Raw genomic sequence first — 17854 nt, forward strand, 5'->3', positions numbered from 1 at the left:
GAATCCACATTCGCGTGAACTAAAAAGGGGAAATCCTGTATGCTGAAATCCTTTCTTCGGCTGGCGACAGCCGCATTGTTAAGCTGTGCCTGCATTGGCGGTGCAGCCATGGCCCAGAGCGCTTCCGATGGTGAAGTGACAAAGGGCGGGACGCTGAACATGATCGTTCAGCCGGAGCCGCCAATGCTGGTGGTCGGCCTGAATACCCAGGGCCCGACGCTTTATGTGGCAGGCCAGATCTATCAGAGCCTGCTGACCTATGACAAAGACCTCAACCCGCTGCCGCAGCTCGCCAAAAGCTGGGAAGTTTCGGAAGATGGACTGACTTATACATTCAAGTTGCAGGATGGCGTGAAATGGCATGACGGAAAGCCTTTCACCGCTGCGGATGTGGCTTTTACCGCCAATGAATTTCTCGTCAACGCGCATCCGCGCTGGCGTCTGATCGCCGAAACCTATGTCGAGGACGTAACGGCGCCGGATGATCTGACCGTCATCTTCAAGATGAAAAAGCCGTTTTCGGCATTCCTTTATGGTTTCGAGCTAAGCTCGTTCCCGATCATGCCCAAGCATATTTATGAGGGCACGGACTACCGCACCAATCCCGCCAACACTGTGCCGATCGGCACCGGCCCCTTCAAGTTCAAGGAGTGGCAGCGCGGGAGCTATATTCACCTCGTGCGCAATGAGGACTACTGGAAAGACGGAAAGCCTTATCTCGACGATCTGTATTTCCGCGTCATTCCCGATGCTGCTTCGCGCAGTGTCGCCTTCGAGCAGGGAACAGTCGATGTCTTGCGCGGCGGTGACGTAGAGGGCTTCAATATCCGCACGCTGGCTGCATTGCCGGGCGTCGAAACCACCATGGCTGGCTGGGAGTATTTCTCTCCGCAGATGTTCATTCAGCCGAATCTGCGTCTTGAAGTGTTCAAGAACGATAAGATCCGCAAGGCCATGTATCATGCGCTCGACCGTGATTTCATTGTCAATGCGATCTTCTTCGGTCAGGGCAAGGTTGCGCGCGGGCCTTTCGCCGCCACCACGCTTTTCCACGATCCCGAGCTTGTGCAATATCCTTTCGATATGGAACTGGCCAAGAAACTGGTTGCTGAATCCGGCGTAGACCTGAGCCAGCATCCGATCCGCCTGATGGGCCTGCCTTACGGCGCGACCTGGGATCGCATGGCTGAATATGTCAAGCAGCAGCTGGAAGAACTGGGCTTCAAGGTCAGCATTCAGGCAGTGGATCCGGGCGGCTGGTTGCAGAATATAGGCAATTTCGATTTCGATCTGGCTTTCAACTTCCTCTACCAGTTTGGCCATCCGGCGCAGGGCGTTGCGCGTAACTACTACAGCGACAATATCGTCAAGGGCACGCATGCGGGCAATAATGAAGCCTATGTGAACCCGAAGGTGGATGAGCTGTTCACCAAGGCAGCGGATGCTGTGGACCAGAAGGATGCGGCGCAGGCCTATTCCGAAGTCCAGAAAATCCTCGCCGACGATGTTCCGCTTCTGTGGATGTTCGACATGCAGAACACGACTGTCTATCGCGACAAGGTCAAGAACCTCGTCCGCTCGGCGATCGGCCTGAACGAGCCGATGGATGACGTCTGGATTGCGAAATAACCAGCCTTTTCCCACCCCGGAAGATTGCTCTTCCGGGGTGGGATTTGCCTCGAATACAATGCCAAAACGGAGCCCGGAACTATGCTAGCTTTTACCGTTCAGCGTATTGGAAAGGCGCTGATGGTGATCATAGGCGTCATCATCCTCAATTTCCTGCTGATCAAACTTGCGCCCGGAGACCCTGCGGCTATCCTCGCTGGCGAAGCCGGCTCCGGCGATCCGAAATATGTTGAAATGCTGCGCGCGCAGTTCGGGCTCGACCGTCCCGTGCCGGTGCAGCTCTGGCATTATCTCACAAGTGTCGCCACGGGCGATCTTGGTTTTTCCTACCGCAATCAGGTGCCGGTGCTCGATCTCATTTTAGACCGCCTGCCTGCCACGATTTTGCTGACCGGTGCTGCATTCATCTTCTCGCTGGCAACGGGCATTCTGTTTGGCGTTCTGGCTGCGACCAATCGCGGCAAGGCGCTTGATAGCGTCATTACATCTCTGGCCCTGCTTTTCTACGCGACGCCATTGTTCTGGATCGCGCTGATGTCGGTGCTGCTGTTCTCGATCAATCTTGGCTGGCTGCCGCCTTTCGACATGGAAACGATCGGGGCGGGATATACCGGCTGGCGCCGCCTGGCCGATATTGGGCATCACCTTATCCTGCCTGCCATTACACTCGGCCTGTTTTACACCGCGATCTATACCCGTGTGACGCGTGCTTCCATGCTGGAAGTGATCGGGCTGGATTTTGTCAAGACGGCCCGTGCCAAGGGCGTGCCGCGCAAGCGCATTATCCGCAGGCATGTGCTGCGTAATGCCATTTTGCCGGTCTTCACCCTCGCCAGCATGCAGGCGGGACAGTTGGTCGGCGGGGCGATCCTGACCGAGACGGTTTTCGCCTGGCCGGGGATTGGCCGATTGATGTTCGATGCATTGATGCAGCGCGACTATCCTGTATTGCTCGGCGTATTTCTTGTTACGGCGATTGTTGTCGTCGTCGTCAATTTCATCGCCGATCTTCTCTACCGCGTCGTCGATCCGCGTATCGGCATCGCCTGAGGACTGACCATGAAAAACCTGAAACGATTCTCACAGAATTACGGGGCTGTCTTCGGCCTTGTCATTCTCACCCTCATCATCCTCATGGCGTTGACTGCGCCCATCCTGTTTCCCGGAAATCCGTGGCGGACGGTCGCCATGCCTTTGCTGCGGCCGATGGAAAATCCGCAATATCTGCTTGGCACCGACATGCTGGGGCGTGACATTGCTGCGGGAATTGCCCATGGAGCAAAGGTTTCGCTCCTGATCGGCGTCGTTTCAACGGCGGTTGCGGTGCTGATTGGCGTGAGCATCGGTGCTCTGGCCGGCTTTTTTGGCGGGCGCGCCGATGATCTGCTGATGCGCTTCACCGAATTTTTCCAGATCATCCCGGCCTTTGCTATGGCGGTGGTTCTGGTTGCGATTTTCAGTCCGAACATCGTGTCGATCACGCTTGCCATCGCCGTCGTGTCATGGCCGGGCGTGGCGCGGCTGGTGCGGGCGGAGTTTCTCAGCCTGCGGGAGCGCGAATTCGTTCAGGCAGCTGTCGTCATCGGGCAGAGCGCGCCGCGCATCATCCTCACACAGGTGCTGCCGAATGCCATTTCGCCCATTATCGTTACCGCGTCGCTGATGGTCGCAACTGCAATTCTGACGGAAAGCGCCCTGTCGTTTCTTGGACTGGGCGACCGCAACATGATGAGCTGGGGTTTCATGATCGGGGCCGCACGCACCATGCTGCGTGAAGCCTGGTGGATGAGCTTCTTCCCCGGCCTTGCGATCCTGCTTTCGGTGCTGGCGATCAACCTGATCGGCGAAGGCATCAACGACCTGATGAATCCGCATCTGCGCGGGAGAAAACAATGAGCACCGTCAATTCACCGCTTTTGAGCGTAAAGGGCGTTTCCGTTGCGCTTCCTGCCGGTTTCGACCGCGAATATGCGATCAGGGACATTACATACGACCTGCATGCAAATGAGATTCTTTGCGTCGTGGGCGAGTCCGGCTCGGGTAAGTCCATGACCGCAAACGCCATCATGGGGCTGCTGCCTTCCTATCTGACGCCGAGCGAGGGCCGGATAGAATATCGGGGCAAGGACCTGCTCACGCAGTCCGAGGAAACCCTGCGCGAGCTGCGTGGCCGTGATGTCGCGATGATCTTTCAGGAGCCTTTGTCCGCGCTCAACCCGCTGATGACGGTGGGCGAGCAGATCGACGAGGTGATGCTGGTTCATGGTGAAACCAATGCCGCCGCACGCTCGAAGCGTGTTCTGGAACTTCTGGAATATGTTGGTCTGCCCGATCCCGCAACGCTGAGGAATTCCTATCCGTTCCGCCTGTCGGGTGGACAGCGCCAACGTGTGGTGATCGCCATGGCGCTTGCGCTTGAGCCGTCTGTCCTGATCGCTGATGAGCCGACCACTGCTCTCGACGTGACGACACAGGCACAGATACTCGAACTCATCAGGCGCATCCAGCGCGCCAAGGGCATGGGCGTGATTTTTGTCACGCATGATTTTGGCGTCGTCGCCGATATTGCCGATCGCGTCGTCGTCATGGAAAAGGGGCTGGTGGTCGAGGCCGGTCCTGCCAGGGAAGTGCTCAATGCGCCAAAGCATCCTTATACGCGCAGGCTGATCGCTGCTGTTCCTCACCGCAAAAGCGGGGATCAACTGGCTGAAAAAGCCGAAAGCTCGCGCGAAATCCTGCTTGAAGTGCGCAATCTCAACAAGACCTATCGCAGCAAAGGGGGCCTTTTCTCCAGGCAGCGTGTGGTGCCAGCGGTTCAGAATATCAGTCTCAATCTGCATCAGGGCGAGACCTTGGGTGTGGTCGGGGAATCCGGCTCTGGAAAATCGACCCTTGGCCGCGTCATCATGAAGCTGACGCCCCATGATGATGGTGAGATTCTGTATCGCGGCAAGGATATTGCCTCGCTGTCGCCTTCGGCCTTCCGTCCGATGCGGCGCAAGATCCAGATGATCTTTCAGGATCCTTTCGCCTCTCTCAATCCGCGACAGACCATTGGCCGCATTCTGATCGACGGTCCGCTGGCCAATGGCGCATCGCTCGATACGGCCAAGCGGCGGGCGGAAGAGCTTCTGGCCCGCGTCGGACTGGACAAATCCGCCTATGAGCGCTTTCCGCATGAATTTTCCGGTGGTCAGCGCCAGCGTGTCGGCATTGCCCGCGCGCTCATGCTGGACCCGGAAATCCTGATTGCGGATGAAAGCGTTTCCGCGCTCGACGTTTCGGTGCAGGAGCAGGTGTTGCGGCTTTTGAAGGAAATTCAGGAGCAACTGCAAATCGGAATGATCTTCATTACACATGATCTGCGCGTTGCAGCGCAGATTTGCGACAGGGTTGCCGTCATGCGCCGGGGCGAAGTGGTCGAGATGGGGCCGCCCGCGCAAATTTTCGAGAAGCCCCAGCACGAATATACCCAGCGCCTGATCGCAGCCATTCCGGGGCAGGACTGGGATCCACAGCAAGTCATCAAGGGAATTTACGAGGAAGCACGATAATGTCGACTGCCAATGTCAACGCCAGCACCAATATTGCCGAAGCCGGCGGCGGCGAGATTCTCGTTCGCCAGCTCGAACTGCACGGGGTGGATACCGTGTTCATGGTTCCCGGTGAAAGCTTCCTTCCCTGCATCGATGCGCTCAGCACCCGCCAGCAGCGCATCCGCACCGTCACCTGCCGTCAGGAAGGCGGCGCGGCCTATGCGGCTGAAGCCTATGGCAAGCTGTCGGGCAAGCCGGGTGTTTGTTTCGTTACCCGCGGCCCCGGCGCGACCAATGCCTCCATCGGTCTGCATGTGGCGCGTCAGGACGGCACGCCGATGATCCTGTTCGTGGGCCAGATCGGCTCCGATACGACGGAGCGCGCCTGTTTTCAGGAAGTCGATTATCGCCAGATGTTCGGCCCGGTCGCCAAATGGGTGGCCCAGATCGACCGTACCGACCGTATTCCGGAATTCGTGGCCCGCGCTTTTGCGGAATGCCGCAGCGGGCGTCCGGGGCCTGTGGTTCTCGCTTTGCCGGAAGATACGCTGTGGGGCAATGCGGCTGTTGCCGATGTTGCGCCATTCGAGCGCGCCCATCCGCGTCCGCATGCCGGTGAAATTGCCCGGCTGGAAGAATTGCTGGCCAAGGCCGAACGCCCCTTCGTGATTGCAGGCGGCACCGGCTGGACGGATTCCGCGCGCGCCGATCTCGCCGCTTTCGCCGAGCGCTTCGATCTGCCGGTTGGCGTTTCATGGCGACGTCATGAGGTTTTCGACAACCGGCATCCGAATTTTGCAGGCCATGTCGGTTATGGCACCGATCGCGCGCTGGCCGAGCGCATCGCCAAGGCCGATCTGCTGATTTCAGTCTGCTCGCGTCTGGATGAACCCACCACCGAAGGCTACAAGCTGGTGGAAAGCCCGCTGCCGCGCCAGACGCTGGTTCATATCCATCCTGATGGCAACGAGCTTGGACGCGTCTATCGTCCGGCCCTTGCGATCAATGCCGATCCGGTGGGGATCGCGGGCGCACTGGCGCAAATGCGTCCGGCTGCGCCGGTTCGCTGGGCGGGGCTGGCGAAAGCGGCCAATGCGGATTATCAGCGCTCGCGCATTGCTCCTGATTGCGATTCAGCTCTGGATATGTCGCGCATATGCCTGCATATGGCCGATGTCCTGCCCGAAGACACGTTCGTTTCGGTGGGTGCTGGCAATTTCGCCCTGTTTCCGCACCGTTTCATGCAATTTTCCCATCTGGGAACGCAGGCTTCACCGATCTGCGGGTCGATGGGCTATGGATTGCCAGCGGCAATCGCTGCGAAACTGGCTTTCCCGGAGCGCGAGACAATCGCCTTTGCCGGTGACGGCTGTTTCCAGATGACCATGCAGGAGATCGGCACTGCCGTTCAGCAGAGGCTCGGGATCGTCATTCTGGTGTGCAACAATCAGGCATGGGGCACCATCCGCGCGCATCAGGAGCGGGAATATCCGGCGCGGTCATTCGCGCTTGATCTGGAAAATCCCGATTTTGCCGCTTTGGCGCGCAGCTATGGCGTGTCGGGAGAGGTCGTGGAAAAGACCGAGGATTTTGCCGCAGCCTTCCAGCGTGCGCGTGATTATGCCGGGAAAAACCAGCGCCCGGCTTTGATCGAACTGCGTTATGATGTTGAATATATCACGCCAGATACACGTCTCAGCCAGATAACCGCAGCCGCGCAGGCCGCAAATGCGTAATAATAACCACAATAATAACGTCGAGTTCAATTGAGGATCAGGCCATGCGCGCATTCTATCATCCCGATCAGGCGCTTCATTCCCCGCAGCAATTCATGCGTTACGGAGTTCTTGCCGATCCGACCGATATTCCGGTTCGCACCGAAAAGCTGCTGGGCGCCTTGGCGCGTCTTGGCGTCAATGTCGAAACGCCGCCCGATTTCGGGCGTGCGCCGGCGGAGGCGATTCACCCGGTCCACTATCTCGACTATCTCGAAACGGCCTATCAGCGCTGGCTCGAATTGCCTTCACATGGACCTGAAGTCCTGCCCAATACGTTTCCTTATTGGAATGGCGATCCGTCGAAGGATAGCCGCCCGCCATGCCCGACGGATCAATTGCTGGCGCAGACCGGCTATTATCTTGGCGATCTTGCCGTGCCGATCAGCGAATTCACCTATCAGTCCGCCTTGCGTTCGACACATACCGCTACGGCAGCAGCCGATGCGGTGATTGCGGGCGAGAAAATCGCCTATGCCTTGTGCCGCCCGTCAGGCCATCACTGCCGCGCGGATCGGGCGACCGGCTTTTGCTATATGAACAATTCCGCGATTGCCGCCCAGCGCCTTCGCAGCAAGTTCGGCAAAGTGGCGGTTCTGGATATTGACGCCCATCACGGCGACGGGACGCAGGAGATTTTCTATCGCCGCAAGGATGTGATGACGGTTTCGGTGCATGTCGATACCGACTACTACAATCCGTTCTTCACGGGCCGTCCGCATGAAACCGGCTATGGCGAGGGGGAAGGGTTCAATCTGAACATTCCATTGGCTCCGCATAGCGGCAACGAGGCGTTCCTTGCCGGTGTCGAGCGCGGTGTCGAGGCCGTCAAGGCCCATGGCACCGAAGCACTGGTGCTGGCGCTGGGCTATGACACCCACGTCGAGGATCCGCTAAGTCTCGTCAAAGTGACGACGGAAGCTTTCGGCGCAGCCGGAAAGGCGGTGGCATCGGCTGGTATACCCGTCGTCGTCGTTCAGGAAGGCGGCTACCAGATAACCGTGATAGGCGATTGCCTGGAAGCTTTCCTGAGCGAATTGCAGGCAGGCTGACGGGTATATCTGATTGAGGAGGCAATTTTGTTGACTGGATCAGGCAGAGATAAAATCGGGCTCGCCGTCGACGTTTACAACCAGCTTGCAAATTCCCTGATGTCGGGAGCCTTGTCTCCCGGCAGCAGGCTGAAAATCCGTGAACTTGCCGATCAGATGGGTGTGAGCGTCACACCGGTGCGCGATGCGGTCCTGCGTCTGGTCAATAATGGCGGGCTGCTTTTCCAGAGTCCGCGCGATATTCGCGTACCGGTGATCGAAAGGGCGCGCTATCTGGAGATTCGCGCCATTCGAATGGAGCTTGAGGGGCTGGCGGCTGAACAGGCGGCGATCCATGCATCGACGCAGGATATAGCCTTTCTTGAAGCCTTGTTACAGGAGAACGAGGAGGCGCTGGCGGCAGGCGATTATCAGCAATGCCTGCGCATGAACCAGCGCTTCCATTTCGCTTTAAGCGAAATCGGCAACATGCCCATTCTTCGAGAATTGCTTGAAAATCTTTGGCTGCAGATGGGACCGCTGATTTCTTCCGGCTACAAGGAAGGCGGGCGCACGATGGTCGAACATCACTATACGGTCATAGAAGCCGTAAGGAATGCGGACGGAACCGCAGCGCGCAGCGCCATCCGCAAGGATATTCTCGAAGGCGGCAAAATCCTGCTGCTTCGCGGCGCGCTTTCCGCACCTTCCCCTGCCAATTAGAGCGGTTCCTGTTTAAACAAGAACATCGGAACCGCTCTATCTATTTGTTTTGACGCATTATCCGGTCGCAAAACCGCTTCGCAGTTTTGCTGGAAATGCTCATCTTTGCTTGTCGCATTATCCGACGCATCGGAGCAAGGAAAGAAATCAGTCCAGTGAACTGATTTCCTTGCGAAGGCGCTTTGCACTTTTGCTGGAAATGCTTATTTCAATGCGGCTTCAAAACTGTCACCGAGAACATCGAGCAGATGATCCGCATTCGCCTTGCTGAAGATCATTGAAGGGCGCATTTTCAGCACATTGTCGAAAGGCCCTTCGGTTCCCATCAATATACCACGCTCACGCGCGCCGTCATTGATCGCTTTTGCAAGCGCGGTTGCGGGTGCTTTGGTCTTGCGATCCGTCACCAGTTCAATGCCGAGAAACAGCCCCTGTCCGCGCACATCGCCGATAATATCGAACCGTTCCTGCATCTTTTTGAAACCGTTGATCAGATAATTGCCGGTTTCAAGCGCGTTTTCACGCAGCTTGTCGCGTTCGATGGCATTCAATACCGCCAGCCCCGCCGCACAGGAAACGGGATTGCCGCCGAAGGTGTTGAAATATTCCATGCCATTGTTGAAGCTTTCGGCTACTTCGCGCGTCGTTACCACCGCCGACATGGGGTGTCCGTTACCGATCGGCTTGCCCATGGTCACGATGTCGGGAACCACGTTCTGCATTTCGAACGCCCACCAATGGCTGCCGATACGGCCAAAGCCCACCTGTACTTCGTCTGCAACGCACAGTCCGCCTTCAGCGCGCACCATCGCATAGACTTCTTCCAGATAGCCTTGCGGCAGGAAAACCTGTCCGGCAACGCTTGGAATGGATTCCGCAAGGAAAAGAGCTGGCGCACGTCCCTGCTTGCGCATGGTTTCAATCTGTTCGGCAACGCTTTGCGCAAAGCGTTTTCCATGTTCTTGCAACGGCCAGTCCTCGGGCGCGCGATAGCTGTCCGCAATGGCTGCTTCATAGACGTGATCGGGACGTCCTTTTCCGCCTTTTCTTTTGTATTTATATGGGCTTAGATCGATAAGTTCCTGCGTTGTGCCATGATAGGCCCAGTCAAGAACAATGGCATCGCTGCGCCCGGTATGATTGCGCGCCATGCGCAGCATGAGACTGTTTGCTTCACTCCCTGAACAGGCGAAGGATGCAACGCACAGGCCGTCTGGCAGGGTTGCGGTCAGCCGCTCGGCATAATCAATGATATTGTCATGCAGATAGCGCGTATTGGTATTGAGCAGCGCCGACTGGCGTGCAATGGCCTCGACCACATCGGGATGGACGTGGCCCAGATGGCAGACATTGTTGAAGCAATCCAGATAGGCGCGCCCGTAATTGTCGATCAGCCATACGCCATCGCCGCGCACGAACTTGATCGGCTCGGAATAGGAAATCGACAGGTTGGGCAGCAATATTTCCTTGCGCTTGCTGATGATTTCGCTGCGCGTATGGCCGCTCTGGCGATAGGTCTCCGGCGGAATTCCGGCCAGCATCGATGCGTCAGGGAAAATATCGGCCCAGACGTCCAGATAATGGGCCTCTCCGACGCCGAGAATCTCGGTTGCACTCAGGGCCGTATCCGTTGAAATCTGGAAATGAAGATGTGGGGTCCAGCCGCCATTCTCATGAATGTCACCCATATAGCCGACGAGATCGCCTGCTGCAAGTTCTTGTCCGGGCTTGAGCCGGGACAGCGCCTCATGCGCCATGTGTCCCCACAAAGTGATAAAGGCGGGGCAGTCTTGCGGCCTGTGTTCGAGCGCGATCAGTCCGCCATAGCCAAGCGGATCGGGTTCTATTTCAACACTTCTGACCGTTGCATCCAGCGGCGTATAAAGGGGCGTACCCGCTGGCATGAAAAGATCAACGCCAAGGTGATGTATCCGCCGTACGCCTTCCATGAAGCGCGATTCGAAAGCCTTGTCCGTATAGACGGTGCGCTTTTCTCCCCATGGACCGACACCGAGTTCGATATTGTTGGTCTTGCAGAAATCATCCCACCATCGGGTTGCCTCCTCCGCCCGTTCCTCCGCCGAGGCGATGGTCATTTCATGGGTTGCGTCTCCGTAAGGAACGATGGCCTTGGTCAATGTCGCCGCCGCAGGGCGCACGATAGATGCAAAACCCTTGCGGTTTTCATCCAGCCAGCCGCGAATGGCGGAAGCTCCCTCGACCGCATCGAAGCCGCAGGCCTTGCGGATAATGGCGGTGGCGAAGCGTGGATTCATCGCGTCCATTTTTTGCAATAGTCGCCATGCCGGAGCCTCGCTTATCGCCAGATAGGGATTGTCGCCGGTCTTGTCGTGTCGTGACGCCGAAATGGTAACACTGGTCACCAGTCGCATGGCGATGAGGTCGAAAAGAATGTCGATTTCTTCGGCCTGCAACGGGTAGCTTTCATGAAAACCCGCAGCGAGCGCCGCCGCAGCACCGATCGGGTCTTTTGTATCGAGAATGGAATAGGCACAGGCAATCGCGACTTCCGCGATCAGCAGCGTATGGACCGCATCACCGAAATCGATCACCCCGGCAATATGCTCCGGTTCTTCGGGGTCGATCAGTATATTCCAGTCATTGGCGTCATTATGAATGACCTGCGCGCGCAAAAAGGGCAGCTTTGGTGCGACATGCGCGTCAAAGCGGTCGAGAAAACGCTCAAGAAGCGCTCTTTTTTCCATATCCTGTATGAAATGCAGTCGTGAACGCGCCCGTCCTGCATGGCGAATATCCCAGTCAATATCGCGAAGCGCGCCCGGATGAATAAAACCCTTGAGCGCCTGATCGAGCCTGCCGAGCGAGCGGCCGAGATTGCGCATCAGGCCGAAGCCACGCTCAGCCCTGGCAAGCGGAGTGCCCGGCAGCCATTGGACCAGACGTATGGCGTGCTGCTCGCCGTCTGTTGTGGTGGCGCAGGCAAGGAAATTCCCCGAAATTGCGGCCTTTAGATGGGGAACCGGCAAATCGTCATTTGCTTGCGCAAGATGGCGTAGCAAGGCCGTCTGGAATTCGCTTTCAATACGGGGTTCGCTCGAATTGACGATCTTGAGAACCCATCGGGGCGTGCCATCCACATCGAGCCGGAAATTGCGATCCCTCTCGCTGTCGAGCAGGGTGGCTTTCGCCGTGATGCCGAAAAGGTCCTGGGCCAGTTTTTCAGCTTCTGCGACGCAGTGAGACGGGGAGCGATGAGAAAGATCGGTCATGGTCATATTTTCCGTAGGGAATTACATGACGGAAACTTGGCATGGTTCTCGTTTTGAGGCATCAAGCATAATATCGGCTCAACCGTCATTATGCCGGAATGGACCGGCATATTGCCGGTCGGACGCCCAGGGAAACCATATGCAAAAACTTGATGCAAAAGACCGTGAAATCCTGGCGATCCTTTCCAAGGACGGGCGTATCGCCCTCAAGGCGCTTGCAGGGCGTATCGGGCTTTCGCGCAGTGCCGCCAGCCAGCGCGTGACCAATCTGGAAAAAAGCGGAATCATCAGGGGCTATCGTGCCGATATTGGTGAAATCGATACCAATATTATCCGCGCGATATTGCTTGTAAGCCTCAAGCGGACACCCGCTCTGGAGCTTCTCGATATACTGGCGCGGCAGGCCGAGGTGAGGCGCGTTTCTTCGGTGAGCGGCCAGCTTGACCTGATCGTGGAACTGGAAACGTCGACCATCGACAATCTCAATCGCGTGCGCGATCTGCTCGCAGAGCATGAGACGGTGGAAGACCTGACGACTGCTTTCGTCTTGCGCCGGGATATTGATCGTACTTAAATAGTTGCGCAGCGGTTTGCGCCCGCCGGTCCGACGGGCGCAACACTCTATCTGACCCACAGGATGCGGCGGGTGCCGCTTTCGACAAGCGCCGGCCTGCCGTCCACATAAATATAGGAGTAGGTCGGCTCGTCGGGTATGATTTCGAGCGGGATGTCATCGGGCAGGATCGCCCCCTCGACCAGCTCATCCTCATATATCACCGGCGGCGAGGGATTGGTTTCTATATAGGTGACGACATCATCTGGAATTAAGGGTCCGGCATCGGGGCCTTCGCTGTAATAGACCACCCGTCTATTCTGCATGGAAACGATCACCGGCTTTCCGTCGACATAGATATATCCGAAATCAGGATCATCGGGGATGGGGATGACGGTGACAGCTTCAGGCAGGATATAGCCCTCGCCAATATCATCATCGATGATGACCGGATCGGCGGGATGGGCGATGACATAGTCCTGAACGGTTCTGGGCACCTCGATGATGACCCTATCCTGCGCGAAGGCTGCGCAAGGCAGGGTAAAGAAGGCTGTGGTTGCAATCAGAATTATCTTTTTCATGACAGGCCTCACTTTCGTAGGGGCCTAATGCCTGTGCGGCTTTTGCGTTCCGTTCATAGCCAACACAACATGCAAAAGAGCGAAATAAAATATGCTCGGCGATCCGAGGGATCGGCAATCATGCCATATCGGCAAACTGCATAGATTGTCGTCATTATGAACAAAAATATAAGGCAGACTTGTCAGTTCAACATATTGCTTGTTCAAACATTCAATGGAACAGTTCCCAACAACAAAGGAAAAACAAAATCGGGGAACAGTGCGGGAGCGGCAGCTGATATATCCAGGGCGGACCGAATTTCCGGCGAAGGCGAAATCCATAGGGAGATCGCCGCAACTATCCGCGTGTTTTCCTTTATAAAAACTGTGAGTCGATGTTTCTGGGAGGAAATGACTGCATGCCTGCAAGGCCGGAATTACACGCCGATACCATCTTGTTCAATGGCACAATCTGGTGTGGTTATCAGGAAGGGACTGTCGAGGCATTGGCCATATGGCAGGACAAGGTTCTGGCGACAGGAAACCAATCGGAAATCATGGCTTTCAAAGGCGCAGATACGCGCCTTATCGATCTTGAGGGCGGCTTTGCGACGCCCGGTCTCAATGATGCGCATCTGCATCTTATCTCGCTGGGGCTGACGCTTGACTGGATCGATGCGACGCCGCACGCAGCCCCCACGCTTGACAGCCTTCTTGATGCCATTCGCAGCAAGGCCGCAGAAACAGCGCCCGGCGCATGGATCATGGCGCGCGGCTATGACCAGACGAAACTCGACATTGGGCGTCATCCTCTCAAGGAAGAGCTGGATGCGGCCACCCCTGACCATCCCGTTATGCTGGTTCGCGCCTGCGGGCATGTGGCGATCTTCAATTCTGCCGCCTTCCGTCTTGCGGGAGTGGATGAGAATACGCCTGTGCCTGAAGGGGGGCTGATCGAGAAGAAGGACGGCAAGCTGACCGGCATGGTTGCGGAAAACGCGCAAGGTCTGGTACGGGCCGCCATTCCGGATCCCACGACCGGGCAGATGATCGACGCCATCGAGGCCGCAGGCAATCTGCTGCTATCTTATGGCATTACGAGCGTTATGGATGCTGCCGTCGGGCAGGTTGCGGGCTTTGACGAGATTCGCGCCTATAATCTTGCCAGGCTGCATAAGCGCCTGCCGGTGCGCTCATGGCTGGTCCTGCTCGGTGATCCGGGCAAATCCATTGTGGAGCAATGCTACGAGACCGGCCTTGTTTCCGGCGTCGGCGATGACATGGTCACTATCGGCGCGGTCAAGATTTTTCTCGATGGATCGGCAGGCGGGCGCACCGCATGGATGAGCAAGCCCTATCTGGGCGATGATGATAATACCGGTGTTCAGATATTGCCTGATGCGGAGCTGGAAGCACTGGTTCTTGATTGGCACGCCAAGGGCTATCAGTTTGCCTGCCATGCCATCGGCGACGGGGCCATCGAACAACTGATCACCGCTTACGAAAAGGCGCTGGCCGCACATCCGGACGCTGATCGGCGTCACCGTATCGAACATTGCGGTTTTTCCACGCCGCAGCAGCATGAACGCATGCGCGAGGCAGGCATTTATCCATGTCCGCAGCAGGTCTTCATCTATGATTTCGGCGATGCCTATATTTCAGTTCTTGGCGAGGAGAGAGCGCTTTCCAGCTACCCGCTGAAAACGTGGAAAGATCTGGGGTTCAAGCCTGCGACGGGCAGCGATTCACCGGTTTGCCATCCCAATCCCTATCCGAATATCTATTCCATGCTGACGCGTGAAACCGGCAAGGGAACGGTAATGGACGCCAATGAGTGCGTTTCTATCGAGGAAGCCTTGCAGGTCTATACTGAATATGGTGCATTCTCGCAGAAGCTTGAGAATGTGAAGGGGAGGCTGGTGCCGGGGCAGTTGGCGGATATTGCGGTTTTCTCGCGCAATATGCTCACCGCGAAGCCGGAGGAAATCCTCAACGATACACAATGCATGCTCACCATTCGCGGCGGCGAAGTCGTGTTCGAGCGCAGATAAGCCGGGGGGCAGCCGGGCGGCCTGGCATCTTGCTGTGCCGCCCGGATAGACGGTGCCGGAAAACCAGAACAATAATCTTGCCAGAGCAACAATCTTGAAGGGGAAAGAAATGAAAAAATTCGCATTGATGGCAGCTTTATCCGCCGTGCTGATGGCGGGGACCGCAGCTTATGCTGCCGAGGAGCCGCGTTCCGGCGGGGTGGTGAATTTTGTCGCGCCTTATGGCGACAGCTTTTCGTCGCTTGATATTCATGCTTCACCCGCCACGCAGGACGAATTTCACGCCAAGGCAATTCATCGCACGCTCTATGACTGGGATGCCGATGAAAATACGCCGGTCCTTGGACTTGCAACGGAAGTGAGCGTTTCGGACGACAAGCTCACCTATACCTACAAGCTTCGTGAAGACGCCTATTTCCATAACGACAAGCAGCTTACAGCCGATGACATCATCTGGAGCTATACAAGGATGATGGACCCCAAGAAGGCTTTTCCTCCGGCTCGCTATATCGCGGAAATCAAGGGGGCCGATGAATATTCGCAAGGAAAGGCCACCGAGATTTCCGGCCTCAGGAAGATCGATGATCACACGCTTGAAATAACCCTCAAGCAGCCGGTCGATCCCAGCTTCCTTTTCATGCGCAACAATACGGCGATCTATCCCGACGGTGAGGGCGATAGTGAGGAATTCCTGCGCCATCCCATCGGGCTTGGGCCTTATAAATTTGCCGAATATATTCCCGGCTCGCGCCTTACGGTCGAAAAATGGGACAAATATTACGGCGATGGCCAGCCTCATGCCGACAAGATCAATATCATGATCATGGGCGATGCGGCGGCGCGCGACGTGGCCTTCCGCAACAAGGAAATCGACGTGGCGGTGTTGGGATCGGCGCAATATGTCGCCTATCAGCAGGATCCGGAACTGTCGAAGAACCTGCTGGAAGTGGCTGAGGTCTATACGCGCCTTGTCGGCTTCAATCCCGATCATGAGCCGTTCAAGGACAAGCGCGTCCGGCAGGCAATCAATTACGCAATCGATAGCGATCTGATCATCAAGCGGCTGGTCAAGGACAAGGCCTATCGCGCCGTAGGCTATCTGCCCGCTTCGTCGCCTGCCTTTGACAAGGACGCGAAGCCCTATCCTTATGATCCGGAAAAAGCCAAGGCCCTGCTTGCCGAAGCTGGATACCCGGATGGTTTCGAGTTCGAACTGACGGCAACGCAGAATGAAAGCTGGGGCCTGACGATTGTCGAAGCGATCATTCCGATGCTCGATAAGGTCGGCATCAAGGTCAAGGCGAAGCCGGTGGAAGCTTCTGTTCTTTCTGAAGTCGTGCCGGCTGGCAATTTCCAGGCCTATATGTGGTCGCTTGAAAGCGGGCCCGATCCGCTGACCTCGCTTCAGTGCTTCCATTCCGAGACGCCGCAATCTTCCTGTAACTATCAGAAATTTGCCAATGCAAATTTCGACAAGCTGATCAATGATGCGAAGGTCGCAGCGAGCGAAGAAGAGAAGAACGAACTTCTGCGCAAGGCCAATAATCTGTTGCAGGAAGAGGCGCCGATCTGGTTCTTCAACTACAACAAGGCCGTCATGGCCTATCAGCCCTGGCTGCATGGTCTTCAGCCAAACTCTGCCGAGCTTGCCATCCAGTCCTACGAAAAATTGTGGGTGGATGACACGGTGCCGTCCGGTCGCTGATCGCGGACGAACAGGATCGGCCCGCTCTGGATAATATCCGGGCGGGCCACTGATCCCCTTTGCTCCAGCGCCTTGAGCGCTGATACGGAAGGAGGACCGTGTGCTTTATTTTATCGTGCGGCGCGTATTGCAGATGATACCGACCATCATTGCGGTGTCTTTGCTCATATTCGTCATTTTCAGCGTTGTGCCGGGCAGTATCGCGTCCGGGCTTCTCGCTGGCGGCAAGGGTATGAACGACCCCAGGGCGGTTGAAAAAATCAAGCAGGAATTCGGGCTGGACAAGCCGGTGCATGTGCGCTTCGGCAATTATCTCGTGCAGCTCGCCCAGTTTGATCTTGGAACGTCCTATCGCTCGCGCCAGCCGGTTATAACGCTCATTCAGGAGCGCATGTGGCCGACGCTCAAGCTGGCTTTCGCCGCCATGGGTTTCGCTATTCTCATCGGTGTGCCGCTGGGCTTCATCGCTGCGCTCAAGCCCGGAAGCATTCTCGACAGCGTGACGATGATCGGGGCGGTTTCGGGCCTGTCGCTGCCGCAATTCTGGCTCGGCCTGCTCGCCATGTACCTGTTTGCGCTGACGCTCGGCTGGCTGCCCAGTTTCGGCTATGGCGATGGTGGTCTGCGCAATATCATCCTTCCCGCCATGACATTGGGCGTGGCCCCGCTGGCGCTGCTCGCCCGCACGACACGCGCCGCGGTTCTTGAAGTGATGAATGCCGATTTCATCCGCACCGCGCGCTCCAAGGGCATGAGCAATTTCCGGCTCGTCAAATGGCATGTCGGACGCAATGCGCTGGTGCTGATCATTACGACAATCGGCCTTCAGTTCGGTTCGATGATGGGGCAGGCGGTGGTGGTGGAGAAGCTCTTCTCCTGGCCGGGACTTGGTTCGCTTCTTATCGACAGTGTTTCACTGCGCGATATTCCGGTGGTGCAGGGAGCAATCCTCGTGATCGTATTATGGTTTCTGACCATCAATACAATCGTCGATATTCTTTACGCGGTCATCGATCCGCGCATAAGCCACGAGTAAGCTC

The 17854-nt window shown here is 56.7% G+C and carries 13 protein-coding genes; 11 read left to right on the forward strand and 2 right to left on the reverse strand.

All coding sequences use genetic code 11. The features are described from left to right. Positions 1-39: 39 nt before the first annotated feature. From DKP76_RS05670 to DKP76_RS05700, 7 genes are all read left to right on the forward strand, one after another. On the forward strand, positions 40-1629 hold the full coding sequence (locus DKP76_RS05670) for an ABC transporter substrate-binding protein (RefSeq protein ID WP_109705476.1): 1590 nt from the start codon (positions 40-42) through the stop codon (positions 1627-1629). Between the two features lie 81 nt (positions 1630-1710). Next, positions 1711-2679 carry an ABC transporter permease gene (locus DKP76_RS05675; protein WP_109705477.1) on the forward strand — a complete coding sequence of 323 codons (969 nt, stop codon included), beginning with the start codon at positions 1711-1713 and terminating at the stop codon, positions 2677-2679. 9 nt (positions 2680-2688) lie between these two features. Further along, entirely contained in the window at positions 2689-3525 is an 837-nt protein-coding gene (locus DKP76_RS05680; RefSeq protein WP_109705478.1) for an ABC transporter permease, read from the forward strand. Beyond that, on the forward strand, positions 3522-5183 hold the full coding sequence (locus DKP76_RS05685; protein WP_109705479.1) for an ABC transporter ATP-binding protein: 1662 nt from the start codon (positions 3522-3524) through the stop codon (positions 5181-5183). The genes DKP76_RS05680 and DKP76_RS05685 overlap by 4 nt, the downstream gene beginning before the upstream one ends. Next, positions 5183-6901, forward strand: a complete 1719-nt coding sequence (locus tag DKP76_RS05690) for a thiamine pyrophosphate-binding protein (RefSeq protein WP_109705480.1) — start codon at positions 5183-5185, stop codon at positions 6899-6901. The genes DKP76_RS05685 and DKP76_RS05690 overlap by 1 nt, the downstream gene beginning before the upstream one ends. A gap of 44 nt (positions 6902-6945) precedes the next feature. Then, positions 6946-7992 carry a histone deacetylase family protein gene (locus DKP76_RS05695; protein WP_109705481.1) on the forward strand — a complete coding sequence of 349 codons (1047 nt, stop codon included), beginning with the start codon at positions 6946-6948 and terminating at the stop codon, positions 7990-7992. A gap of 30 nt (positions 7993-8022) precedes the next feature. Beyond that, entirely contained in the window at positions 8023-8694 is a 672-nt protein-coding gene (locus DKP76_RS05700; protein WP_245410149.1) for a GntR family transcriptional regulator, read from the forward strand. Positions 8695-8897: 203 nt separating this feature from the next. Here DKP76_RS05700 and DKP76_RS05710 read toward each other — a convergent pair whose 3' ends face one another. Then, on the reverse strand, positions 8898-11945 hold the full coding sequence (locus DKP76_RS05710) for an aminotransferase class III-fold pyridoxal phosphate-dependent enzyme (RefSeq protein ID WP_109705855.1): 3048 nt from the start codon (positions 11943-11945) through the stop codon (positions 8898-8900). A gap of 139 nt (positions 11946-12084) precedes the next feature. Here DKP76_RS05710 and DKP76_RS05715 point away from each other — a divergent pair, with 139 nt between their 5' ends. Then, the gene (locus DKP76_RS05715; RefSeq protein WP_109705483.1) at positions 12085-12519 is read left to right on the forward strand and encodes an Lrp/AsnC family transcriptional regulator; all 435 of its coding nucleotides are present in this window, start codon (positions 12085-12087) and stop codon (positions 12517-12519) included. A 47-nt stretch (positions 12520-12566) separates the two neighbouring features. Here the strand turns inward: DKP76_RS05715 and DKP76_RS05720 are convergent, their stop codons facing one another. Next, a complete protein-coding gene (locus DKP76_RS05720) occupies positions 12567-13079 on the reverse strand; it encodes a DUF1236 domain-containing protein (RefSeq protein WP_109705484.1) in 513 nt (170 codons plus the stop codon). 398 nt (positions 13080-13477) lie between these two features. On the opposite strand from DKP76_RS05720, the gene DKP76_RS05725 reads away from it, so the two are divergent. The 3 genes from DKP76_RS05725 (at position 13478) to DKP76_RS05735 (ending at position 17850) form a co-directional block, all read left to right on the forward strand. Further along, the gene (locus DKP76_RS05725) at positions 13478-15109 is read left to right on the forward strand and encodes an amidohydrolase (protein WP_109705485.1); all 1632 of its coding nucleotides are present in this window, start codon (positions 13478-13480) and stop codon (positions 15107-15109) included. A 109-nt stretch (positions 15110-15218) separates the two neighbouring features. Then, positions 15219-16814 carry an ABC transporter substrate-binding protein gene (locus DKP76_RS05730; RefSeq protein WP_109705486.1) on the forward strand — a complete coding sequence of 532 codons (1596 nt, stop codon included), beginning with the start codon at positions 15219-15221 and terminating at the stop codon, positions 16812-16814. A gap of 100 nt (positions 16815-16914) precedes the next feature. Further along, positions 16915-17850: an ABC transporter permease gene (locus DKP76_RS05735; RefSeq protein WP_109705487.1), complete on the forward strand. Its 936-nt coding sequence runs from the start codon at positions 16915-16917 to the stop codon at positions 17848-17850. The last annotated feature ends 4 nt before the right edge of the window (positions 17851-17854 follow it).

Origin of the sequence: Falsochrobactrum shanghaiense (assembly GCF_003149535.1) — a bacterium.
GTDB classification, from domain to species: domain Bacteria; phylum Pseudomonadota; class Alphaproteobacteria; order Rhizobiales; family Rhizobiaceae; genus Brucella; species Brucella shanghaiense.